This window comes from Fusibacter paucivorans, assembly GCF_018390735.1.
GTDB classification, from domain to species: domain Bacteria; phylum Bacillota; class Clostridia; order Peptostreptococcales; family Acidaminobacteraceae; genus Fusibacter; species Fusibacter paucivorans.
Window position 1 is genome coordinate 1 of the sequence record NZ_JAHBCL010000022.1, and the last position, 23,546, is coordinate 23,546.

A 23,546-nucleotide genomic window follows, 5' to 3' on the forward strand; every position below is an offset into this window, starting at 1 on the left:
AATGAACTTGGATCGGAAGCTAAGGTCCTTTTTGTCTCAATTTTGGATTCGATTAATTTTTGCATTACGAATCAAAAATCTGGCTGCTGTAATTGGATTCTGATCCGTTCAGCAAGCCCTACTTATTGGAAAATAATTCGAAATAGTGCGCATACGTATAAAATAAAAACGACAACTGTCGACTTTGAGCACAACTGTTGTTTGACAAGTAAAGCGGGATTCGCTAGAATAAAATAATAATCATTATCGAAAAGCACAGCTTACGGCTGTGCCATTTTTTGTATGCTTGCATCATTGCAAAGCAGTATTTGTGCTTTATGAAGATAATACTGTCTTTGAACGTTTAGGAGCGCCCTAATGAATCGAGTTGTTAAAACGATCTATGTGACGATTATTGCATTGTTGGTCGTGTCGCTGTTTATACTTAATGTCAATTATTATAAAGCAGATGCCTATATTGATGAAGAAGTCTCTATGAGGATTTCTCAGGCTTCAGATCGCATTAATAGTGAAATCGATCACTGGGCGATTACGCATCGGACGATTTTAGAAGGTCTTAAAGACGTGATCCAAACGGCAGGGCCTTCAAAAGCTGAAGCAATAAAAAAACTGTTTATTGAAACCGTTGCTGAAAATCCAACATTTACATCAATCTATTTTGGTATGCCGGATCAAACACTTTGGTTTTCACACGACTGGACGCCAACGCCTGGTTTCGACCTAACCGTTAGGCCATGGTATGCTGAGGCGGTTGAAGCCGGACATAGTATCTTGACAGAGCCGTTTGAAGATGCTTACACAGGCGAACCTGTTGTCTGTATTGCCATACCGATCTATTATGAAGACGGAAAGCTGATGGGTGTTTTAAGCGGTGATATTCTCATCGAGACCATTGAAACGGCGCTGGAAGATTTTACTTCTGAAATTGGCGGTGTTTCATACCTCGTCGATTCTGACGACAATAGCATTATTCAGTTTGGTATGATCGATGGTGGTGTTGGCTTTTCACAGCTTATGCAATATTACGAACAGCTTGATGAATCTAATCGTCAAAATACGAGCCTTGATGCCGTCATCGCTGGAACAGACGGCTTTTTTCTAAATTATGCAATTAGAGGAACTGATTGGCACTTATTGAGCTTCTCACCGATGACTGCCCATAATGCACATGCCAAAGATCTGAGAATTGCGGTAAGCCTTCTCATTATTTTGCTCATTGGCACTTTTCTCGCCTTTCTGGCCTTGCAGCGTAAACATGTTGTACAACCCCTTGTAAATCTAGAAAATCAAATTGCGGCAATTGATGTTGAATCGTTGTCGGAAACCTATACGATAAACCTTGGCGACAACGGTCTCTTTGAACGCGTCCAAAAACAGATTAATGCACTGTTATACAAAATTCAAATGCATGTCGTACAGATCAGTTCAGACAAAGAGGAGCTGCATGCACTCAATGAAGAATTGGAGGCTTCGTTCAGCCAGATGGTAGCGGTAGAGCAGGAAGTTTCGATGCAGAAACTTAACTTCGAAGCCTTATTTAAAAATTCACCAAATGCCATCGCCATGTTTGATCAGAATCATCGGATTATCGATATTAATAATGCATTTGAAACGCTCTTTGGCTATACTTTAAAAGAGGTTTATGGTGTGAACTTGGATGAAGTTGTTGCACAATCAATGGATTCGGAAGCTTTTCTAAGAACGGAAGATGTTTTTCGAGGCGATTTGGTAGATTTTGAATCGGTTCGGTACAATAAAGAACGAGAGCCGATCGACGTGCGGATCACAGGCGTCTCAATAAAGTTTGACGGTAAAGTGATTGGTGGATATGGTATTTATACAGATATAACGACCAGTGTTGACAGAGAAAAGCATCTCGATTTTGTCAGTAAACACGACTATTTGACGGATGTTTTTAATCGCAGACATTTTGAAGAGGTTATTGCTAAGTGCGACAAAGAATCTGCATTGCCGCTGTCGCTGATTATGGTTGATGTTAATGGACTGAAGCTCATAAATGATGCTTTTGGCAATGAAATGGGTGATCGGATGCTCAAGATGACGGCTGATTTTTTAAAAACGCAGGCAGCGGCTGTTGAAGCCCCGGTGTTTCGGATCGGCGGCGATGAATTTGCCATTGTTTTAGAGCGGACAGAAGGCCATCTGACAGAGCGATTGACGAAAAATATCCGGAAGCTGTGCAAGACGCAGAAACTTGGAGAGCTTCAACTTTCGCTCGCGATTGGATGGGCAGAGCGGATGTCTCTTGAGATGCCAATGCAGCAAGTGCTGAAAGAAGCCGAAGATTTCATGTTTAAACATAAACTTAATGAAAATCCAAGTATTCGCGGTAAGACGATTAATACAATCATGAATACACTGCATGAGAAGAGCAAGCGTGAAGAACAGCATTCTAAGCGCGTGAGCGAGATCAGTTATGCACTGGGAAAGGCCTTGGGCTTAAAGCAGCGTGATTTAGATGCGCTTCGCATGATGGGACTTTTACATGATGTCGGCAAGATTGCCATTGACGATAAGATACTCAATAAGGCGGGAAAATTGACGCCGGAAGAATACGAAATCATGAAAAGACACCCTGAGATTGGTTATCGCATCTTAAGTTCCGTCAATGATCTTTCAGAGATTGCAAGTCACGTATTGGCACATCATGAACGTTGGGACGGCAAAGGCTATCCAAAAGGGCTTCAGGGGGAAGCGATTCCCTATTTGGCACGTGTTATATCAATTGCCGATGCCTATGATGCCATGACGAGCAACCGCAGTTATCGACAGGGGCTCTCCGTTGCTGAAGCCATTGACGAATTAAAGCGCTTTTCGGGGATACAGTTTGATCCGGAAATCGTCGACGTTTTTATTCAGCTGATTTTGGAGTGGGAAGAAGCATGATGTCAAACATCCGCGTGAGGATGACAGCCATGTCGGCAGATAAGTAAATAAATACACAGGTTAGCACTAAAAAAGGGCTCATTCATCAGGATGTGATACATCTTGTTGAACGGTGCCCTTTTATTTTAGGAACCCTATTAATAAAGTGATGTCTCATGCAGGATGAGCCCCTTGTTGCGGTCGATGAGCTGATTGATGGACCATTCGTTCTGAAAGAGTAAGACTGGCTGTTCCAGATCATTTTGAACCAGCAGTGTATCCATGGTAATGGAAAACTTATCTGGATTAAAAGTCTTTGGATCAATCCATCGAATATAGCGATAAGAAAGCGTTTGGATGAGCATATCGACATTGTATTCATGTTTTAATCGGTACTCGAGAACCTCAAATTGAAGAACGCCAACGACGCCGACGATTAGTTCTTCCACACCGATGTTCGGCCGTTTATAGACTTGAATGGTCCCTTCTTCCGAAAGCTGCTGAATACCTTTCAGGAATTGCTTCCGTTTAAGCGAATTCTTGATGGTCACTTTTGCAAAATGCTCAGGCGCAAAAGAGGGAATACCCTGAAAAGCCATGGTCGTGCTCTTTTCGCTCAGTGTATCGCCTATATTGAAAATGCCCGGATCGTGAAGACCGATAATATCGCCCGGATATGCTGTCTCAACGATGATGCGGTCCTGCGCGAGAAATTGCTGTGGCTGTGCAAGCTTGATTTTTTTGCCGGAGCGAATATGATTAACTGTCATGCCTTTTTCGAACTTGCCGGAACAAATTCTGAGGAAGGCAATACGATCGCGATGTGCGGGATTCATGTTTGCCTGAATCTTGAAGATAAAGCCCGTTAAATCTTCAGATGTCGGCGAAATTTCACCCTCGTTGCTCTCGCGAGGCCGCGGCGGCAACGACATTTTCAAGAAATCTTGCAGAAACGGTTCAACGCCGAAGTTGGTCAATGCGCTTCCGAAAAAGACAGGTGTCAAATCGCCGGCGTGAATGCGTTCTAAATCGTAGGCATCACCAGCGACATCAAGCAGTTCTATATCGCCAAGCAATTGCTGATGCAGGGAGGTACCAAGCAGTTCTTCAAATTTTGGATCATCCAAATCCCCGGCGATCGTTTTGGTTTTGCTCTGACCGTGATTGCCCTCGCCAAATAGTTCAATTTGACTCTTTTGACGATTGTAAACACCTTTAAAGTGTTTGCCGGCACCAATTGGCCAATTGATGGGACACGACCGAATATCGAGAACTTTTTCGATATCTTCAATGAGTTCGAAGGGATCAAGACCTTGGCGGTCCATTTTATTAATAAAGGTAAAAATAGGAATGCCGCGCATTTTGCAGACGTGAAAAAGTTTCTTGGTCTGCGCTTCGACGCCTTTGGCACTGTCGATAACCATGACGGCACAATCAGCTGCCATCAAGGTACGATAGGTGTCTTCACTAAAGTCCTGATGCCCAGGGGTATCCAATATATTAATACAGCAATGATCGTATTCAAATTGAAGAACACTCGACGTAACGGAAATGCCCCGTTGCTTTTCGATTTCCATCCAGTCTGAGACGGCATACTTTTGAGCGCGTCTGGATTTGACAGATCCCGCTTCACGAATAGCACCGCCAAAGAGCAGAAATTTTTCTGTAAGGGTTGTCTTACCGGCATCGGGGTGGGATATAATCGCAAAAGTCCTTCTGCGGGTAACTTCGTTTGCGATTTGTTTTAACTTTTCAGACATATTAACCTCAAATTTCTAATAAAGTGTAAGTGCAACCTTATAAAGGGTATCGCGTAATGCTATACCTGTCAATATAATTTTTGTTTATTTTTAGAGAATTAAAGTAGCGCACAAGGTCATTGTGGTGCTATAATCTCATTGATTGCTGTAAGAAAAGCCGTGAGGTGTGAAGGGGGCAATTATCGTACGACAAATTCATCAATAGAGTACAGAGGTGACGCAGATGGCCTATGGATTTTCATTGCTCAATATTCAGCAGGTGAGGGTTATTTCACGCTGGATGATGTCAAAGGCAGAAGGCAAGGTTGATATGAGCGCGTATATTAAAAGTTATGAACGTGGTGACAAAGTGCTTAAGGGCCCCGGAAACTGTCTGGGGTATGCCGTGTTGGATGAGGCATCGCAGCTAATTGGTTTATTTGAGTATTATCGCCGCGGCAAAGATTTTGAAATTGGATTGGCTTTAACACCAGCACTACGCGGCAAAGGAAAAGGCTATGCTTTTATTGAAGCGGGCATTCTATTTGGCGAAAAAATTTTTCCGGAAGCCCATGCAGTGATGCTTGAAGTAAAAAAGAGCAATCGCGTTGCAATAAAGCTCTATCGACAATTGGGATTTTTAGAAATTAAGGACCTTAAGAGTGATATTCGCATGAAGAAAGTACTAAAAAAAGATTAGAAGGCACAAAATGGGATATGACTATCTTGAAAGGGGGATGGTTTATGCTGAAATCCATACAGAGCCGGCTTATCTTTTCGGGCATTCTGTTTGTTGCCTTATTTTACGCAAGTATTTTGTTTACATTCAGCATTTTAGAAGAACAGGAACAGGATGCGCTACTGGTTAATATATCAGGACGCCAGCGTATGCTCAGCCAGCGAATAAGTAAAAATCTATTGCTCCTGCACAGTGATTTTTTAGATGAAGCTTCAAAAGAATCTGTGCAGGCAGAAGTAACGGGTGCCATGACGCTCTTTGATGAGACGCTTAAAGGGTTTGAAGAGGGCGGCGAAGTCACTGACACAGATGGGACGCGTTCGGCGATCAAACCATTAGTGGGTTTTGAAAGTTATTTAGAGGAAATTAGAAACATCTGGACGCCGTTTAAGAGATCGGCTGTTCAGCTCATTGAAGCGGATGATTCGGCGGCACTTCATTACATATACGAAAACAATAATGCGTTGCTCGCAAAATCCAATAGCCTTGTCACCGCTCTTCAAAGCAGTGCGCAGGTAAAAGTGGCACACCTTAAGCGATTTCAGATCACATTTGGGATATTATCGCTGGTTTTATTTGTCATTGTCATCAGCATTTTGAAAAAATTTGTCATTCGTCCGATATCAGAAATTGATTCGGCGCTAAAAGAAGTTGCTAAAGGCAATTATACGGTTCATATCGAACATGGGAGCGACGATGAAATTGGAAGACTGGTGAAATCGCTCAATCAGGTTTTGACGCATATCAACAAGAGCGCTGCGCAATTGTTGGCGCTTTCACAAGGAGAGGCGGTTACCAAAGCGGTCGATGTACTCGAGACGGATACGCTGAGCTTAGCGCAAAATGCATTGATTGACAATGTTGATGCGCTATTTACGGAAATAAATATGGTATCGCTTTCTGTGGCAAAGGGTGCGCTGAGTGATAGAACCGAAATCGTGAAATTTGAAGGTCGATGGCGAGCCTTGCTCGAACAGGTCAATCAAATTTTAGATCAGTATGAAATGCCCATTAAGGAAATCATTCATATGGGTGAAGCGCTTTCGGTTGGTCAGTTGGATGTGACAGTACAAGAAGCGTATGAAGGTGACTTTAAGGTATTGATGCAGAGTCTGCTTCAAATAAAAGAATCAGTAGAAAGTCTTATTCAGGAAATTAAACTGCTTATCCATGCGGCAGAAATGGGCGATTTGAAAGCGCGAAGTGATAGCCGTGTGCTGCGCGGCGAATATCGAATGGCGCTTGACAACATCAATTGTCTGCTCGATCTCATTATTAAACCGATTAATGAATCAGCTGCGGTTCTCGGCAATATTGCTACCGGACAGTTTGATCGTCGCGTTGAAGGCGATTACAGGGGTGATCATGCGATTATCAAAGATGCGTTGAATGATACAGTCAATAGCATGAAACTCGTTCTGAATGATCTAACGTCACAGATGAGCTATATGGCAACGGGTGATTATACAAAACGCATTGACTCGGGTTATCTTGGTGAATGGGCTGACTTAAAGACAGCTTATAATCAAACGGTCGGCAGTGTTCGATATGTGCTCAATCAAACGCGTGATTCTTCAAGAGCAGTTGATGGCGCCGCTGAAAGTTTAGGGGTATTAAGTCATGAATTGTCTCAGGCGTCTACAGAGCAGAGTGCCTCAATTCGTGATATCATGCAGTCAGTTGACGGTTTTGCTAATCAGATCCACAACAATGCCACCAATACGGCAAAAGCAAACGAACTGATTAAGCAAGTGGATACCAAAACGGAAATCTGCAATCAGAGTATGCTTGGATTAGAGCAGTCTATGCAAAAGCTATCTGAATCGTCAGCGGCTATTTTAAAACTCGGTTCCGTGATCAACGAAATTTCACTTCAAACGAATTTGCTGGCGCTTAATGCCGCGGTTGAAGCAGCCAGGGCCGGTGAGCACGGGAAGGGCTTTGCCGTCGTTGCAGAAGAAGTTCGGAATCTCGCTGTCCGAAGTGCGGCATCTGTTGAAGAGACGACAGCGCTGGTCGAACAGTCACTTGTCGATATCAAGACGAGCAAGCTTAAAACGGGAGAGACTGCTGAAGATTTACGTGCGATACAGGCGGATATGCAGCGCGTAACCAGTCTGATTGAAGAAATCAAGCGCACGTCACAAATGCAGTCGGATACGAGTCAGCAGATTCTTTCAGGTATTGAACAGATTTCCATTGCAACAGATATTAGTTCCAAGACAGCTGAAAAGACGGCAAATGCTTCGGAGTCGCTTATCCGGCAATCAGAGAAAATGAGTGAACTCATGGGACAGTTCATACTTGATTCATAAGCTTTTAGCATCGCTGCTTTACGGTTCAATCAACGGAAAGATTTATAAAGTGTATTGTTTAATTTAAAACCCGGCATTTTTGAAATGCCGGGTTAATGTTTAGCGGATTGTTTAAAATCTGCAATGCAATATGAATTGATTGATGATGTGGCCTAACCTCTGTAAGCGGCAATGCCGCCGCGAAGGTTGATGACGTCTGCCATACCGACCTTGCTGAGTACTTTGCATGCTTTAATGCTTCTGCTGCCTGAGGCACACATGACGACGACGGGTTTATCCGGTGTGATTTCTTTTAATCGACTGCGGATCTGATCCAGTGGAATGTTTTTAAAACCTTTGACATGATGCTGTTTATACTCTTCTGAGGTTCGGACATCAATAAGCTGAAGCCCCTTTTTATTTTTTGAAAGCATGGATTCGAGTTCAGTACCAGTTACCATTTTAATGTTTCGTGTCGACCACTTCTGATAGAGCAGATAGAGTATGATGGCGATGACGACTGCGATAATATTATACATAAGTGATGCCTCCCAATTTATTATACCCCCCTGCATAGGGGTATGGTTATCATAACACTTTTTTGCTTGTTTGAAAAGGATAACATTAAAAATAGGGAACAAAAAAGACCTTTGAATTGAATCAAAGGCCATTTTGAATGAAAGTAACAAAAGTTGTGTTATACGGTTGAAAAAATTGCATCATTTTGGTGAAAGATCAGCTGAAGACTGTTATGCAATTTCCCTTGTTGTTAATTTTCGAGATTTTCAAGTTTAAAACCGTGACATTCGACGACGGGTACGACAAAGATAAAGCCGATTCCCCCTTTATTGAGTTCGTCCATGCGCAGTTCTTTTTTGATGAGCGATACAGCTTTGTTCAGTTTTTCCTCATCGCGAATAACGCTGATAATAGTCTTGTTGTATGGTTTGTCGCCGTCAACCAATTTTCGAAGGCCGGCAAAGACGGGGATGTTAATATTGTTTTCTAAAAGTACTTTGCCCATGCCGATGCTGTCAAGTGTGGTTGCACCGCAGCCGACTTCAAAAAAAATGTTGTGTATGGCCTCCAACTTGGAAAGATCATTTAGAATTAGAAACAATGCGTAATTCATGGGAACCTCCATCCTAAATATTTGTTTCATGGGCCTTTGTGATGGCGTATTTCGTCATCATAGGACCAATTATTTCAGTCGCAATGGTTGTTGCGAGCAAAATGGTAACCACCAGTGTTCCCAAATCTGTTCCTGGAAACTCGCGACTAACGGTAATCGCGAGACCGACGGCAACACCCACTTGGGAGAGCAGGCCAAATCCAATATACTGTTTAACAACTTTAGGTGCTTTTGATATTGTAGCGCCAAGTGAAGCACCTGAAACTTTGCCTATAATTCTGAAAAGGAAGTATGCGATGCCCAGCAGTCCGATTTGCGGAATATAAAAAATGTTCAAGCGTGCACCTGCCAAAATGAAGAAAGCAGCAATAATTGGCGGTGAAAAGTTTTCAATCAGCGAAAAGGCCTTGTGCTTTTTCGAAGAAAGATTGGCGACAATAATGCCCAGTGACATGGCTGAAAGCAACGGTGACAAATGGAATGTCGTGGCCATACCGTCCATTAATAGCAGTGCGCCAATAATAAACGGCAGCATTTCCATGTCTTTTTTCGACAGTCTGAGTAGATATGTCAGAACGATGCCCATCAAGCAGCCAACGACGATTGAGACGATAATTTCTTCAAGTGGCAAAAAGAGGACTTTGTTCAAGGTGATGACATCGTGGTTGACAAAAACTTTAGCAACCGATGCAGCCATGGCATAGATAATAAGACAGATGGCATCATCCACGGCAACAACACCCATCAGTGTACTGGCGAGTGGGCCCTTTGCACCATACTCTCTTAAAACCATTACCGTAGCGGCGGGGGCAGTTGCTGCTGAAACAGATCCTAAGATCAGTGCGACTTCGGGTTTTTGTGTAAGCGCGTAAGATATCAATGTTACAAAGAAGAAGGCCCCCAAGGCCTCGCAGAGCGCAATGACGAAAATTGATCTGCCGAGTTTTTTTACAACAGACAGTTCGAGTTCACTGCCGATATTAAAAGCGATGATACACAGTGCGAAATCACTGATTGAGGAAAATTGACTGATGGCATCAGCATTTAAAAGATTAAATCCTGAAACGCCTAAGATGAGGCCGGCGATGATATAGCCTGCCACAGAGGGAACCTTGAGCTTGTTCATGGCTTTGCCGCACAAGACCCCGAAAATAATTGCGATACCGATTCGTATGAACGGATTCATGAGAAACACTCCTTTAACACGATAAAATCATACATTCCATTTTATGCTTTTCCAAAAAAAATGCAACACCTGTGGCAGATATTTAAAATAAATCTTACGTAGCGGTAGATGATGATGCCTAAAAGATAGTGGAAATGCAGGCTAAGATGATGAAATTTCCTAATCAATGTAAAAATTTGTTCTGAGACTGGTATTATAACTTTTAAATGTGTAGAATACTACTATATAGTGGTCGTACAAAAGGCCTGTTTTTTAATAAAGGTGGAGAAAATTGAAAGCACTCTTTGCATATATCAAACGGCAAGTCAGGCTGTTTACTCTTGAAGATAAGCTCTTTGCGATCTTGTTGGTCTTTGGCATGATCCTGTCTATTGTCAACGTCGTTATCAATAATGCCATTGGCTTTCGTTTTGATGCGAATTACAAATGGTTTGTTTTTTTCGCATCAACGGTTCTCGCATTTGTTTACCAAATTAGAGGCGGTAGTGCGAAATATGTGCGTAATGTAATTTTTTTTGAAATCGTTTATCTGTTTTTACCCAACGGCTGGCTGTTAACACGCGGCAATTCGTATTCTACGATGTCATATCTTTTTTTAATCACTGTTTTGATCTGCTTGGTGCTTGAGGGAAAAAGCCGTCTTTTCTTTATTTTTTCAGAACTTGCCATCGTCATTGGACTGCTTTATTATGAATACGTACAGACGATTTCGCAGACAAATGCTGACGATATCGTCTTTAGGATTGATTCGCTGTTTCAAGTGCCCGTGGCAATGATCACGACGATTTCTATACTTGTCCTATTCTCCAATGCACACCGGAAAGAGGAGCGACAGCTTCAGGAATACAGTAATCTTATGGAAGAGAAGAATCGCATTTTGACAGATATTACTGTAACAGACGAATTGACGGGTGTTTATAACAGGCGTTATGTTTTTCAGAAGCTTGAAGAAATAAAAAGTCATTTAGATTTAATGGCATACCAAGTCCATATTGCCATTGTAGATATTGATAATTTTAAGACAATCAACGATGCATTTGGACATGTAACCGGCGATCAGGTCCTGAGGAAGGTTAGCGCTATTATGCGCGAAGTCGTTGCGCAAAATGGTTATGTTGGACGGTATGGTGGGGATGAATTTGTGATTATTCTCAATGATATATCGCATGCAGAGAGCAAACTTATTATTGAGTGCCTGCGGCAGGAAGTACAGGCAATTACTGATTTTAAGGACTTTACCGTGACTGTTAGCGGTGGGATGAGTCGTTTCTATCCATATGACGGCATTGACGATGTGTTGAACAGAGCAGATGCCATGCTTTATAAAGCCAAAAGCGAATCGAAGAATCGCATGATGCTTGAGAGTCAAGAGAATATATAAAAAAGGATACATTGAGATTCTTTTTTTTATGATATAATGTTAAAATATTAACAATTTATTTGATTCGTATGATAGTTCGTTCTGAAATCGCTAAAGTTTGCATATCTAAATGTTACAAAAAAGACATAATATCAACGTGGCTAATCGGATCAATTGTCATTAAGTGGGAGGTTTGTCGCCAAAAGAGATCATTAGTCCGCTGCGATTATGACGAAAATGTCATAATTTAAAAAGAAAAATTTTGAAAGAAGGAATTTACAAACTTTAAGTATTGTGATAATATTAACGATGTAGATAATGTATAATGTATACAATACAATGGAGGAGATTTCATGATGGAAATCAAAGTGTGTATCGGAAGTGCCTGTCATCTTAAAGGTTCTTATGATGTGATCAAGACGCTGCAAGCGTATATCACGAAACACGGTTTGGAAAATCAAATCAACTTAAAGTCCTCCTTCTGCTTGGGGAAATGTGCAGAGGCGGTCTCTGTGCAAATCGATGAGGAGGACATTATTTCGGCGACACCTGAAACAATTGAAGGAATCATAAATCAACGTATGAAGGGGTAATCGTTATGAAATTCATTGAATTCGACGTGGAAAAATGTGATGAATGTTTTAAATGTTTGAGAGTTTGTCCGACAAAGGCCATTGCCTTTACGAAAAACCGTCGGCACATTATTGATGATCTTTGTATTAAATGCGGTCTTTGTCAATTACAGTGTCCACATGGTGCATTGACCATTAAGCTTGATCTTCAATACGTTAAAAACGCTATTTTAGCAGGGAAACGTGTTGTCGCGTCCATTGCGCCGTCATTTGCAGGTGCTTTTAAAATGCAGGAGACGGGACAAATGGCGAGTGCTCTAAGAACACTTGGTTTCTTCAAGGTTGAAGAAACGGCAAGAGGGGCTGAAATCATTTCAGAACTCTATGAGACACGTATTAGTGAGAGCAAACTCGATAATATTATTACCAGTTGCTGCCCGTCGAGCAATGATCTTATTCAACGCTATTACCCTGAAGTACTGCCTTATGTGATTCCGGTTGTTTCACCAATGCTTGCACATGGTTTTGACTTAAAGACGCGGTACGGTGATGATATTGTCGTCGTGTTTATTGGACCATGTCTTGCTAAGAAAGCTGAAGCTGTAGAAATTGAAGATAGCATTGATGCGGTTATTACGTTTAAAGAACTTGAAAACTGGTTCTCTGAAATGCATATTACGCTAGATGCCTGCGAACCGATTTCCTTTGACACGCCAACAACGCGTCGAGGGAAATCCTATCCGCTTGGGGGCAGCTTGTGGAAAAAGGATCTGAAAACGCGAATCAATCCACAGTATCAGTATATGCATGTTGACGGAATAGAAAATTGTCGAACCTTCTTAGATTCCCTTTCAAAAGGTGAACTGAAAGGTTACTGTGTGGAACTCAATATTTGTACGAACAGCTGTATTAATGGTCCCGATATGCCGACAGAATCCGGCAATGTCTACAAACGACGGGACAGACTGGAACACTATGTCGTTCAGAGCCCCGAAACAGTTGCGTATTTGCCGGTAACGACAGAAAGCAATTGCTTTAACAGAACATTTAAAGCAAAAGATGTTTCCAACTTGGCTGTTAACGAGCATCAAATCGCCGAAGTGCTTATCGAAATGGGCAAATATACGGAAAAAGACCAGCTCAATTGCGGCGCATGCGGATACGCTTCCTGTTATGAAAAAGCAGTTGCCATCGTGAAAGGCCATTCAAGCATTGACATGTGTTTAGACAGATTACGGCATAAGGCAGAAAGCCTCCAAGCCATTATTTTTGACAACAGCCCCAATGCGATCTGCATCTTGGACAGCGAGAGGCGTATTCAGGAAGTTAACCCTGCATTTAATGAGATATTCAATGCTTCAAAAATCAAATTAACCTATTGGCCAATTGCGGCTTTTATTGACGATCCGATCTTTGACCAGATTACGGAAAACCAACATCATCGAATGAGTAAAAAAATCTATGTCCCAGAGGTAGAGCGTACCTTCTTTTCAAATGTCGTCAGCATTCAGGGAGGCAACATCCTCGTGGGCATATTTACAGATATTACTGATGCAGAACACAGTAAAGAAGAGCTTGAACGCGTCAAGCGCGAGACGATGATCACCTGCCAGGCCGTCATCGAAAAACAAATGCGCGTTGCTCAGGAAATTGCCAGTTTGCTCGGAGAGACCACGGCTGATACAAAAGTCGGTCTCAACAAACTTAAGCAGCTGGTACTGATTAATGGAGGCGAATAATGCACCATTTCATTGATGTCGCCCATCATTCTCTCAATAAGCACGGCGAGGAGTTATGCGGTGACAAAGTTGAGATTTTAAAGACAGAAGACAGAACGATCATCGTCCTAGCCGACGGCTTGGGCAGCGGCGTCAAAGCAAATATACTCGCGACAGTGACGACGAAGATCGTGATGACGATGCTGCGAAGCGGGGCAGAACTCGATGATACCATCGATACCATTATCAACACATTGCCGATTTGTTCCGTCAGAAAAATCGGATATGCGACATTTAGCATTATTGAAATTGACAACGAGCTCAATTGTCGAATGATTGAGTTTGACAACCCGCCGATTTTCTTCATGCGCAATCAGAAAATGGTTGCACTTGAAAAAACAGAACTCATCCTGTCTGGGAAAAAACTGAAACGATCTCAGGTTAAACTGGCAGTAGGCGATACATTGGTACTATGCAGCGACGGTGTTATCCACGCTGGCGTCGGTGTCCTTTTAAACCATGGCTGGGAATGGTCGCATGTCGCGGCATATTTGGAAGACCAGCTGCATCACTCGTCAGAATACCTCAACCGTCGACTGATTGATACCTGCAATAAGCTGTATGATCAATCGCCCGGCGATGATACGACTGCTGTAACAGTGATGATTAGAGAACCGCAGTATATTAATGTCCTTACAGGTCCTCCAATATCGCCGAGAGAAGATAAAGCGATTGTCGATCAGTTTATGAATTCTATTGGCAAACATGTGGTTTGTGGCGGGACGGCTGCCAATATTGTTGCAAGAGAATTGAATGCTACTGTTGAAACGACACTGGAATACTGTGATCCTAAGATACCGCCAATTGGTTTTATTAAGGGCGTTGATCTTGTCACAGAAGGTGTTTTGACGTTAAAAATGTTATTGAGTAAATTAAAAATGATCAATCGAACCTGTGAAGAACCGGATCTCAGCAAAAAGGACGGTGTGACCAGATTGCTGAAACTCTTTATTGAAGATGCAACCAATATTGAGTTCTGGGTTGGACATGCCATCAATCCCGCGCATCAGAATCCGGATTTTCCAAAGGACTTAGGTATCAAGATCAATGTTGTCAAGGAATTGATCGAAGAACTTTCCACGATGGGAAAGCAGGCGCGAATGCTCTTCATAGATGGCGATTTTAGTAACCAGCGAGAGGCATAAATTAGATGCATAATGATAGAGGCAAAACATGAGAAAATATGAAAATCAAGTACAGATGGTAAAAAGTGAAGTTTTAAAAATGGTTGCGCGATATGCTTTTGAAGGCACGCTTGAATCGAAGCTTCCAGAGATCCCCGTGCTGGTCAATCCCGGCCCGGAAGCGCGATTTAGATGTTGTGTATACCACGAGCGCGCGGTTACGGCCGAGCGTGTCAAGCTTGCAATTGGCGGCAATCCCTATGTGCCAAATGTCATTGAAGTGATCGAACCAGCTTGTGATAAGTGCCCCGTGGACCGTTATTATGTAACGGAAGCGTGTCGAGGCTGTCTTGCTCACCGATGCCAAGGCAGCTGCCCAGTAGGTGCCATTAGCATCGAAAATGGCAAAGCACATATTGATCAGGAAAAATGTGTCGAATGCGGCAGATGTAAAGAAAGTTGCCCATACAATGCAATTGCAGATGTGATGAGACCGTGCAGACGTGATTGTCCAACGGATGCGATTAAGATTGACCATCGCAAAAAAGCGGTGATTGATCACGATAAATGTATTTCTTGCGGCTCATGCGTCTATCAATGCCCTTTTGGTGCAATCCAAGACAAATCAGAAATCACAGAAGTCATTCGCTCTCTAAATGACGCTGATATAAATCTTTATGCAATGGTGGCACCAGCTGTATCAACACAGTTTGAATATGCCAGCTTAGGCCAAGTTGTACAGGGACTTAAGCTTTTAGGGTTTAAAGATGTTGTCGAAGTTGCATTGGGGGCAGACATTGTAACACTTCATGAAGCAGAAGAACTGTTGGAAATGAAGAATCTCGGCAAGACGATGACGAGTTCTTGCTGCCCCAGCTTTGTGATGTATGTTGAACAGCAGTATCCTGAACTGCTGCCGCATGTTTCAAAAACCATATCGCCAATGATTGCCACAGCACGCTTGATCAAGGCGACAGACCCAACGGCTAAAGTGGTTTTTGTAGGACCTTGTATTGCAAAGAAAAAGGAAAAAAATAAAACGGCAGATACAGATTTTGTTCTGACTTTTGAAGAACTGGCAGCACTTATTGATTCCCGCGATATTGATCTTGAAACGTTGGAAGGAGCGCCTTTAGATAACGCTTCTTACTATGGTAGAAAATTTGCTGCCAGTGGTGGTGTAAGTGGTGCGGTTGTCGGACATTTGAAAGAAAAAGGCGTTTCAGATGTCAACGTAGAAGCATGTGATGGTATTGCCGCATGTGACAAAGCGTTGAAGCTTTTGAAATTTGGAAGACTAAAAGCTGATTTCATTGAAGGAATGGCTTGTAAGGGCGGTTGTATCAAAGGGCCGGTTACCATGCACCATGGTCCCAAAGATTTAAAAGCACTTGATCGCTATGCAGGTGAGGCAAAAGAGAAGACCTCAAACAGTGCCGTCCAAGTTTTTGAAAATTTGAAAATTGAAATGCTATAAACCGGGGGATCCCGTTTAGCGCTATCCATCATTAAGCGTACGGCGCCAGTCTTGATACGATGAAAAAACTGGCGCACCGTACGTTTTTTTATTGCATGTAGAGAGCGTGTGAGATGTTGATTATTTTCTTGAAGAACAGTAAAATAGAATTAAACAATGACAAAAGCGTTAAACGCATACAACAGATGAGAGAAAGCCGGTGTTCACAGGCGAAGTGTATTGTGAATCCGGTTTCTTTTAGGCGCATTTGCTATCCTTTGGGGCGATGCGGTCAATCATGAGGTTTAATATGAAAGATAAGCACTTAACACTTTTTTCCGATGCGGCACTTTTGCTGGTAGCGGCGCTTTGGGGCGGCGGTTTTATCGCCGTTAAAGACGGGCTCAATGCATTGACGCCAATGGTATTAGCAGCGCTTCGGTTTATGATTGCAACGATTATTTTTACGATTTTTTTTCATCGTAGAATTGGCGGCATAACACGTTCAGAATGGCTAAAGGGAAGTATCGTCGGTTTTTTTCTCTTTCTTGGTTTTGCTTTTCAAACAGTGGGGTTGCAATATACGACAGCTTCAAAACAAGGTTTTTTGACGGCGACCTATGTGATTATGGTTCCTTTGATTCATTGGGGAATCAGCAGGAAAATGCCGAAGAAGAAGGTGTTTTTGGGAAGCGCATTGACCTTTGTGGGAATTGGACTGGTTAGTTATCAGGGGGCGCTCTCTTTGAATGCAGGTGATACGCTGACGCTTATTTGCGCCGTGTTTTTTGCGCTTCACATTATTGCCATCGATGCTTTTGGCAAGGGGATGTCTTCGCTGAAATTGTCGTATTTGCAAATGCTCGTCGCGTCAGTGCTCTTTGTGGTTTCAGCGATTTTTATGGAGCCGCTGCCTCGAGAATTATCTTGGCAGGCATGGCGTGCCGTGCTCTATTTAGGCGCTTTTTCGACATGTCTGTGTTTTACACTCCAGACAGTTGCTCAGCGTCATACACCGCCCTCACATGCGTCCATGCTGTTATCGCTGGAATCCATTTTTGCTGCCATTTTTGGTATTTTAATACTGGATGAGGTGATGACATCACGTATGATCTTTGGCTGTGCCTTAATTTTTATCGCGATTTTACTCATTGAACTCCAGCTCCCGAAGCGAAAATCTATCTCAGTGGAACCCGCTGAGGCAAAGACGCAATGATATTAAAAAACATTTTGAGAATGCAAACATTGTAATGTTTACAAATCATTCACAATGAAGCTGCATGAAATATCATGCAGCAGGCATACATATAAAGGCATTGAGATGTTTCATAGATAAAGGGGAATGCGTATGTATATTGCAAGGCAACCGATTTTTAAAACAAATTTGGATGTATATGGCTATGAATTGCTCTATCGATCTGAGGAATCGACACTTGTATTCGATGGTACAGATGCGACAAGGGCGACAGCAGGTGTGCTCGCAAGTCTCTATGAGGCTGGAATTGAGGAAATTACCAATCGAAAAAAAGCATTTATAAATTTTGATGCACACTTTTTGCACGAAGATCTGCCGGATTTTATTGCAACGGATGCAATGGTTATTGAAGTACTTGAAGATGTTATTGTTGATGAGTCGCTCATTGAGCGGATTAAACTGCTAAAGACAAAGGGTTACCGCATTGCGCTGGATGACTTCGTAGAAGATTTTGAATCTTATCCGCTCGTTCCCTATGCCGATATTATTAAATTCGACCTGCTCTTAACGCCATTGGATACGATTCGCACTCAGGTTGCCGCTGCACTTATGCAGCATAAAGTCCTGCTGGCAGAAAAAATAGAAACAGAAGACGTTTTTAATGAAGCAAAAGCAATGGGCTTTACCTTGTTTCAGGGCTATTTTTTCAGCAAGCCCGTCGTGATGAAAAAATCGGCCTCAAAGCTCAATTCAAAATCGCAGTACCTCAATATACTCAATGAACTCAAAAAGGAAGAGCCCTCTTATCAGGTGATGGCTGAGATTATTGAAAAAGATGTCAACTTGGCTTACCGGCTGATGCGCGTCATCAAGTCGCGTTCTGGTGATGACCTCGTTTATTCGATTAAACGCGCACTGACTTATATGGGGCTTCGGGAAATCGAACGCTGGGTCAGTATTTTAATGGTGCAGGATCTTGGCTCAGATAAGCCAAAAGAACTGACAACGCTGTCTCTTATTCGTTCAAAGTTTGCAGAATCCATCGGTGTTCATTCAAACCTTAAGCGCGTTAAGCATGAAATTTCCATGATGGGGCTCTTTAGTACCATTGATGCAATGCTCAATCAATCAATGACAGATGCACTTGTTGATATTGCACTTCCGAAAAACATTAAAATGGCACTCTGCGATCACACCGGGCCGCTCTATCCAATCTATGCGCTGATGCTGGCTTATGAAAATGCAGATTTTGATTTAGCAGCCGCAGAGGCGAAAAAAATTAATATTCCAACTTATGCGCTGATGACAGACTATCTCGAAGCTGTCAAATGGGCAAATGAAATGACGTCGATGATTAACTGAAAAATTGTTTTTCAACAGAATAATATTCTGAAAATTCATAAAGTTTTGCCTCGAAATTGCCGATAAATAGTCTGTACATATGTAGGGCAACTGCATCATATCCTCAAGTTGAGCCTTTGTCGCAATATGTTGAATTTTAGCCTTGCGAAGGCTGTCTATATTGTGGTGAAAGGATTGAAATGATAATAATGTAATTGCCTCGGGTAGCATGGAAGCTATGGATTGACGCAAGGAGGTAAAAAATGAAAATCAGTGGTTATGCGGTTCAGCAAGAGGTTCAAACGAGCCTTACGCGAAGCGCAAGCGAAAAGCTGACGGTTCAGGTGGAAGAAATGCTGGAAGATCCAGTCATTAACCTGAGCCCTCTTGGGCTTGCCAAAAGTGAAAACGTTGAAGACGACAAGAGTTTTGAATTATCTGAAGAAGATCAGGTGAAAGTCAAACTTTTAGAACACGTCTTGTCCGTTATTACCGGCAAGCCTTTTAAATTTAGGATGGTCGTTAAAATTCCGAAGAAAAGGGGTGTGAGCTTTGGGCCGGATAATGTACTTGCAGCCTCGACATTTGCCACTGGCGGCAAAATTCGGAAGCAGAATGTATCGGTTTCATTTGACAGAACCTATGCTGAGGAAGAAACGTTCCAATACCACTCAAACGGCATTGTTCGCACAGAAGATGGCAAGGAAATCTCATTCGACTATCAGCTCAACATGAGCAGAGCTTTTTATGCATCAAATTCGGCAAGGCTTGATTTTACACAGGAAGTAAAGGATCCGCTTGTCATCAATTTTGATGGAAAGGGGATTGCGTTTGATCATTTTGACGTTGAGATGGATATTGATCTGGACGGCCGGAAAGATACCTTTAAAGGGCTTGCACCGGGAAGCGGCTTCCTTGCCCTAGATAAGAATGACAATGGTCGAATTGACGACGGCAGTGAGCTATTTGGCCCGAAATCCGGCAGCGGTTTTTCGGAGCTGTCCGCCTATGATATGGATCATAATGGTTGGATCGACGAAGGGGACTATATCTATAAAAACCTAAAAATTCTACAGTATAACGAAGATGGCAGCTCTGAAATGCTGGCTCTAAGTGAAACGGGCGTCGGCGCGATTTACTTGGGAGCAGTGGACGGCAATTATCAGGTTAAAGAAGCGATGGAATTGTCAGGCGCCATTAAGCGAAGCAGTATATACTTAAGTGAAGATGGTAAGGCGGGCGTTATCCACGAAGTGGATTTGAAGATTTAAGGATTTTACCCTATGAATAGAACACAAAATGACTAGAACACAAATGGGTAAAAAAAGATGTCAAAAAATGTGTAAGATATAAAATGATTAGTAGGCAAAGGAAAAACAGACAATAAAAAACGGCTGTTTCATCGCAATGATATTAAATGCGTTGAAACAGCCTTTTTTCATTAAATACGCTACCAATCGCATTTAATGTGATGCTTGTTTTTATAACGATAGCAATTGCAATAAGCTTGTTACAGAATTGTTTCTATTTAATGATTTATGTGCTGAGATTTTTACCGGTCATTAGATTTCCGTTGTCCAAAGTGATGCCATAGATGGACCGCCGCCAACACAGAGTGATGCACCGCCGACTTTGGCACCGGTTCGTTCCATTTCATAATAAAGTGATACGATAATGCGAAGTCCTGTACAGCCCACTGGATGTCCCAGTGAAATGCCGGAGCCATTGTGATTGATTTTATCAAAATCGAGTTCGATGCCCGAATCTTCCTTGATAGCTTTTTCAACACCTAGAACTTGTGCTGCGAAAGCTTCATTAATCTCCCAGTAATCGACGTCTTCGAATTTCATATCAGCTTGCTTTAAGCATTTAGGAATGGCATAGGCAGGGCCAATTCCCATATATTTTGGATCGACGCCTTCACCACAGATGTTGATCAGTTTCATAAGTGGTTTAATACCAAGTGATTCTGCTTTTTCTTTTGACATGATAATGACTGCAGCTGCGCCGTCATTGATTCCGGAAGCATTTGCAGCGGTCACGACACCGTCTTTTTTGAAAATCGTTTTGAGTGCCCCAACGCTCTCCATGGTTGCATCGGTAATAACGTGTTCATCAGTATCAAAGAACTTGACACCTTTTCGCGACTTAAGTTCTACCGGAACAATTTCGCGTTTGAAACGACCTTCTTCGATTGCCTGTGTCGCGCGTTTGTGGCTTAAAACAGCGAGTTCATCACAGGCTTCTCTGGAAATATTGTATTTTTCTGCGACATTTTCTGCTGTCATTGCCATGTGACCTTCAGAAAGTTCATCGTATAAACCGTCGTGAAGCATGGAATCTTCAATCTTTCCCGGGCCCATACGATAGCCTGAACGTCCTTTTGGCAATAAATAAGGTGCGTTTGTCATGCTCTCAACACCAACGACCAAACCAATATCCGTTTTGCCGAGCATGATGTTGTGACATGCGATTTCCAGTGCGCGCATGCCGGAAGTACAGTTTTGGTTAACGCTGACAGCATTGCTTCGATGCGGCATGCCAATGCGCATGGCAACTTGTCTTGCAGGCAATGAACCTTGCATACCCGTGTAGAGTTGCCCCATGCAGATTTCATCAACCATATCGGCTTCAATCCCCGCGCGTGTAATCGCTTCTTTGCCGACTGTCATTGCAAGTTGTCTGGCAGAAACATCTTTTAAGCTTCCCATAAACTTGCCAATCGCTGTACGACAGGCGCTTACCACTACTACCTCATGAGTTTTCATAAAACCTCCCTCTGTTTTACGTAAAAATTTATCTCAACACATCAATTTGTGATGAAAATGATGTGTTTTGAGCACTGTGTACGGTCACAGTTTGAAGAAAAATAACCAATGACATAAAAAATGTCAACGGTGTGTCTTCCTTTGACCGATAATCTATAGCAATTCGTTGATTAGAATCGTGCTGCGGCGCTTAAATTTCAGATTAAGCGGTTTTGATGGAACGGCTAAATATTCGTACATTTGTTTTGCAGCATAATAAACTTCGATATCCGGCGTTTGGCAGACGAGTGCATCAATCGTATTCGTCGCCATAAGGTGCCGTGTGTCTTCGGTTGTTTCGTGCCCGATAATCGATAATTTGTCTTGAAAGCCTAAAGAAAGTGCAGCTCTGCCGACGTAATTCGTCAGACTGTTGGTAACATAAATACCTTGCAGGTCTTCATATTCGAGCAGGATGCGTTCGGTTAAGTGCTGGACGTCGTCCTGATAGTTTTCGTAGTCATATAGATGATTGCCGCCGCTGACATCGTAGACATTCATGACTTCAATTTCAGGGAACTCTGAATGGAGTTTGTGGAGAAATCCCTGAATGCGTTCATCGATGCAGAGTACTTCGCGATGAATGGCAAAAATAAGAATTTTTCCCTTACCCTTAAGATAAAGGCCCATGAGTTTAGCAGCCGTTTCACCGCTCTTGACGTCATCGACGCCCATATAGGCAAGGCGGCGGCTTTCAGGGCTATCGCTGATAAATGTGATGATGGGAATGCCTGCTTCCGCATAAGCATCAATCGTACTGTTGAGCTTTTGAAAGTGATGAGGGACCATGCAAATGCCATGGACACCCTGATTTTTAAGGGCTTCAAGTGCGTTAACCTGTTCCTCGATATTATAGCTTGACGTCGTGTGGACAACAAATTCCACGCCAAGCGGCTGTAGTTCTTTTTCAGCACGGTCAATGCCGTCTTTGACTTTTGCCCAGAAATAACGTTCAACATCTGGGAAGGTAATACCGATTTTAACTTTGCGTCTTTGCTTGGCCAATGACTGTGCTACGCGATTGGGTTCATACTGCAATTTTGCAACAGCCTCTTTGACGGCTTTTTCTTTTTCAAGACTTACATTGCCGCGATTGTTTAGTACGCGGTCAACAGTTCCGATAGAGACATTCGCAAAGCGTGCGACTTCGCGGATTGTTGTTTTTTTGTCAATAGACATGCTGATAACCTTCTTTGTTATGATTTCTATCCGAAATGCTAAAGATATTAAGTTGTGACCGTTAACAGTCAAAGTTATATAAATACTGTGACCGTTAACAGTTCTTAATTTATTATATGCCTTTTTTGTTTGCGTTGTCTTCGAATTTTATAAAAAAATTAAATTTTTTTGTAAGAACCATTTAAAAGCGGTATAAAAGAATGTTTTTAATTGAGAACACTTAATGTTAATAGTTTTGTAACAAATCCTTCAAAGAATGTTAGTAGATATCCGTTCTCAATTATGATAGTTTGTTAGTATGAAACTAACTAATTTGAGGAGGCAGTTGTGAAAGAATCATTGAGAGAAGCATTAGAGCGTTTGCTGACGCTAAAAGGTGAATGTACTTTTCAAATTTTCAACGACTTGAACGCCGGCCAAATTACAATGACGCAACTCAACTATTTAAAATATGTCGATCAGCTGCATGAAACGACGATTAGCGAACTTTCGGAATCTTTAAATTTAAGCAAACCTACGGTGACTGAAACCATTAAAAAACTGCAAAGGTGCGACTTGGTGCATAAGCGCCAATGTCAGGCAGACGGTAGAAAGTATTATATTGAGCTAACCGATAAAGGTGAGAAGCTGGCACATATGGAACAGCTCAGCGTCGTGCGATTAGCGGAGAAAATCACGTTGGAACTTGATGAAGAGGCTGTTCAAAAACTCATTGAAGCGCTGGAAGGCCTTAAATGATACAGAGATAATAATAAATA

At 42.3% G+C, this 23,546-nt stretch carries 18 protein-coding genes; 12 read left to right on the top strand and 6 right to left on the bottom strand.

The window, feature by feature from the left end; all coding sequences use genetic code 11:
* Positions 1-357: 357 nt before the first annotated feature.
* Positions 358-2,907: an HD domain-containing phosphohydrolase gene (locus KHM83_RS12765; RefSeq protein ID WP_213237411.1), complete on the top strand. Its 2,550-nt coding sequence runs from the start codon at positions 358-360 to the stop codon at positions 2,905-2,907.
* A 137-nt stretch (positions 2,908-3,044) separates the two neighbouring features.
* Here KHM83_RS12765 and KHM83_RS12770 read toward each other — a convergent pair whose 3' ends face one another.
* Positions 3,045-4,646 (bottom strand): peptide chain release factor 3, encoded by a 1,602-nt coding sequence (locus KHM83_RS12770; RefSeq protein ID WP_213237412.1) that lies wholly within the window; start codon positions 4,644-4,646, stop codon positions 3,045-3,047.
* Between the two features lie 223 nt (positions 4,647-4,869).
* Here KHM83_RS12770 and KHM83_RS12775 point away from each other — a divergent pair, with 223 nt between their 5' ends.
* Together KHM83_RS12775 and KHM83_RS12780 are read left to right on the top strand one after the other, a co-directional pair.
* Positions 4,870-5,325: a GNAT family N-acetyltransferase gene (locus tag KHM83_RS12775; protein ID WP_213237413.1), complete on the top strand. Its 456-nt coding sequence runs from the start codon at positions 4,870-4,872 to the stop codon at positions 5,323-5,325.
* Between the two features lie 44 nt (positions 5,326-5,369).
* Complete coding sequence (locus tag KHM83_RS12780) at positions 5,370-7,679, top strand: methyl-accepting chemotaxis protein (RefSeq protein ID WP_213237414.1); 2,310 nt, start codon at positions 5,370-5,372, stop codon at positions 7,677-7,679.
* Between the two features lie 152 nt (positions 7,680-7,831).
* Here KHM83_RS12780 and KHM83_RS12785 read toward each other — a convergent pair whose 3' ends face one another.
* The 3 genes from KHM83_RS12785 to KHM83_RS12795 form a co-directional block, all read right to left on the bottom strand.
* Positions 7,832-8,197, bottom strand: coding sequence for a rhodanese-like domain-containing protein (locus KHM83_RS12785; protein ID WP_213237415.1), 366 nt, complete (start codon positions 8,195-8,197; stop codon positions 7,832-7,834).
* 230 nt (positions 8,198-8,427) lie between these two features.
* Positions 8,428-8,790, bottom strand: coding sequence for a hypothetical protein (locus KHM83_RS12790; RefSeq protein WP_213237416.1), 363 nt, complete (start codon positions 8,788-8,790; stop codon positions 8,428-8,430).
* A gap of 13 nt (positions 8,791-8,803) precedes the next feature.
* Complete coding sequence (locus KHM83_RS12795) at positions 8,804-9,976, bottom strand: cation:proton antiporter (protein WP_213237417.1); 1,173 nt, start codon at positions 9,974-9,976, stop codon at positions 8,804-8,806.
* Positions 9,977-10,247: 271 nt separating this feature from the next.
* On the opposite strand from KHM83_RS12795, the gene KHM83_RS12800 reads away from it, so the two are divergent.
* The 8 genes from KHM83_RS12800 to KHM83_RS12835 all read left to right on the top strand — a co-directional run bounded on the left by KHM83_RS12800 (position 10,248) and on the right by KHM83_RS12835 (position 20,073).
* Positions 10,248-11,357: a GGDEF domain-containing protein gene (locus tag KHM83_RS12800; RefSeq protein WP_213237418.1), complete on the top strand. Its 1,110-nt coding sequence runs from the start codon at positions 10,248-10,250 to the stop codon at positions 11,355-11,357.
* A gap of 332 nt (positions 11,358-11,689) precedes the next feature.
* Complete coding sequence (locus KHM83_RS12805; RefSeq protein WP_213237419.1) at positions 11,690-11,929, top strand: (2Fe-2S) ferredoxin domain-containing protein; 240 nt, start codon at positions 11,690-11,692, stop codon at positions 11,927-11,929.
* Positions 11,930-11,934: 5 nt separating this feature from the next.
* Positions 11,935-13,647 carry a [Fe-Fe] hydrogenase large subunit C-terminal domain-containing protein gene (locus tag KHM83_RS12810; RefSeq protein ID WP_213237420.1) on the top strand — a complete coding sequence of 571 codons (1,713 nt, stop codon included), beginning with the start codon at positions 11,935-11,937 and terminating at the stop codon, positions 13,645-13,647.
* Positions 13,647-14,831: a SpoIIE family protein phosphatase gene (locus KHM83_RS12815; protein ID WP_213237421.1), complete on the top strand. Its 1,185-nt coding sequence runs from the start codon at positions 13,647-13,649 to the stop codon at positions 14,829-14,831. Before KHM83_RS12810 ends, KHM83_RS12815 begins: the two co-directional genes overlap by 1 nt.
* Before the next feature lie 28 nt (positions 14,832-14,859).
* Entirely contained in the window at positions 14,860-16,287 is a 1,428-nt protein-coding gene (locus KHM83_RS12820; protein ID WP_213237422.1) for a 4Fe-4S dicluster domain-containing protein, read from the top strand.
* A gap of 289 nt (positions 16,288-16,576) precedes the next feature.
* On the top strand, positions 16,577-17,482 hold the full coding sequence (locus KHM83_RS12825; protein ID WP_213237423.1) for a DMT family transporter: 906 nt from the start codon (positions 16,577-16,579) through the stop codon (positions 17,480-17,482).
* Between the two features lie 132 nt (positions 17,483-17,614).
* Complete coding sequence (locus tag KHM83_RS12830; protein WP_213237424.1) at positions 17,615-18,823, top strand: EAL and HDOD domain-containing protein; 1,209 nt, start codon at positions 17,615-17,617, stop codon at positions 18,821-18,823.
* A 242-nt stretch (positions 18,824-19,065) separates the two neighbouring features.
* Positions 19,066-20,073 (top strand): hypothetical protein, encoded by a 1,008-nt coding sequence (locus KHM83_RS12835; RefSeq protein WP_213237425.1) that lies wholly within the window; start codon positions 19,066-19,068, stop codon positions 20,071-20,073.
* Between the two features lie 291 nt (positions 20,074-20,364).
* Here the strand turns inward: KHM83_RS12835 and KHM83_RS12840 are convergent, their stop codons facing one another.
* Both KHM83_RS12840 and KHM83_RS12845 read right to left on the bottom strand, forming a co-directional pair.
* The gene (locus KHM83_RS12840; RefSeq protein ID WP_213237426.1) at positions 20,365-21,570 is read right to left on the bottom strand and encodes a thiolase family protein; all 1,206 of its coding nucleotides are present in this window, start codon (positions 21,568-21,570) and stop codon (positions 20,365-20,367) included.
* A 153-nt stretch (positions 21,571-21,723) separates the two neighbouring features.
* On the bottom strand, positions 21,724-22,788 hold the full coding sequence (locus KHM83_RS12845) for a LacI family DNA-binding transcriptional regulator (RefSeq protein WP_213237427.1): 1,065 nt from the start codon (positions 22,786-22,788) through the stop codon (positions 21,724-21,726).
* Between the two features lie 327 nt (positions 22,789-23,115).
* On the opposite strand from KHM83_RS12845, the gene KHM83_RS12850 reads away from it, so the two are divergent.
* Positions 23,116-23,526, top strand: a complete 411-nt coding sequence (locus tag KHM83_RS12850; protein ID WP_213237428.1) for a MarR family winged helix-turn-helix transcriptional regulator — start codon at positions 23,116-23,118, stop codon at positions 23,524-23,526.
* Positions 23,527-23,546 lie beyond the last annotated feature (20 nt).

What these genes read in the sequence shown, in the direction of transcription:
- KHM83_RS12785 (WP_213237415.1), bottom strand. Translation starts at nt 8,197, where the DNA reads ATGTATAATATTATCGCAGTCGTCATCGCCATCATACTCTATCTGCTC.
- KHM83_RS12775 (WP_213237413.1), top strand. Translation starts at nt 4,870, where the DNA reads ATGGCCTATGGATTTTCATTGCTCAATATTCAGCAGGTGAGGGTTATT.
- KHM83_RS12845 (WP_213237427.1), bottom strand. Translation starts at nt 22,788, where the DNA reads ATGTCTATTGACAAAAAAACAACAATCCGCGAAGTCGCACGCTTTGCG.
- KHM83_RS12830 (WP_213237424.1), top strand. Translation starts at nt 17,615, where the DNA reads ATGTATATTGCAAGGCAACCGATTTTTAAAACAAATTTGGATGTATAT.
- KHM83_RS12780 (WP_213237414.1), top strand. Translation starts at nt 5,370, where the DNA reads ATGCTGAAATCCATACAGAGCCGGCTTATCTTTTCGGGCATTCTGTTT.
- KHM83_RS12790 (WP_213237416.1), bottom strand. Translation starts at nt 8,790, where the DNA reads ATGAATTACGCATTGTTTCTAATTCTAAATGATCTTTCCAAGTTGGAG.
- KHM83_RS12820 (WP_213237422.1), top strand. Translation starts at nt 14,860, where the DNA reads ATGAGAAAATATGAAAATCAAGTACAGATGGTAAAAAGTGAAGTTTTA.
- KHM83_RS12795 (WP_213237417.1), bottom strand. Translation starts at nt 9,976, where the DNA reads ATGAATCCGTTCATACGAATCGGTATCGCAATTATTTTCGGGGTCTTG.
- KHM83_RS12840 (WP_213237426.1), bottom strand. Translation starts at nt 21,570, where the DNA reads ATGAAAACTCATGAGGTAGTAGTGGTAAGCGCCTGTCGTACAGCGATT.
- KHM83_RS12805 (WP_213237419.1), top strand. Translation starts at nt 11,690, where the DNA reads ATGATGGAAATCAAAGTGTGTATCGGAAGTGCCTGTCATCTTAAAGGT.
- KHM83_RS12825 (WP_213237423.1), top strand. Translation starts at nt 16,577, where the DNA reads ATGAAAGATAAGCACTTAACACTTTTTTCCGATGCGGCACTTTTGCTG.
- KHM83_RS12810 (WP_213237420.1), top strand. Translation starts at nt 11,935, where the DNA reads ATGAAATTCATTGAATTCGACGTGGAAAAATGTGATGAATGTTTTAAA.
- KHM83_RS12770 (WP_213237412.1), bottom strand. Translation starts at nt 4,646, where the DNA reads ATGTCTGAAAAGTTAAAACAAATCGCAAACGAAGTTACCCGCAGAAGG.
- KHM83_RS12835 (WP_213237425.1), top strand. Translation starts at nt 19,066, where the DNA reads ATGAAAATCAGTGGTTATGCGGTTCAGCAAGAGGTTCAAACGAGCCTT.
- KHM83_RS12815 (WP_213237421.1), top strand. Translation starts at nt 13,647, where the DNA reads ATGCACCATTTCATTGATGTCGCCCATCATTCTCTCAATAAGCACGGC.
- KHM83_RS12765 (WP_213237411.1), top strand. Translation starts at nt 358, where the DNA reads ATGAATCGAGTTGTTAAAACGATCTATGTGACGATTATTGCATTGTTG.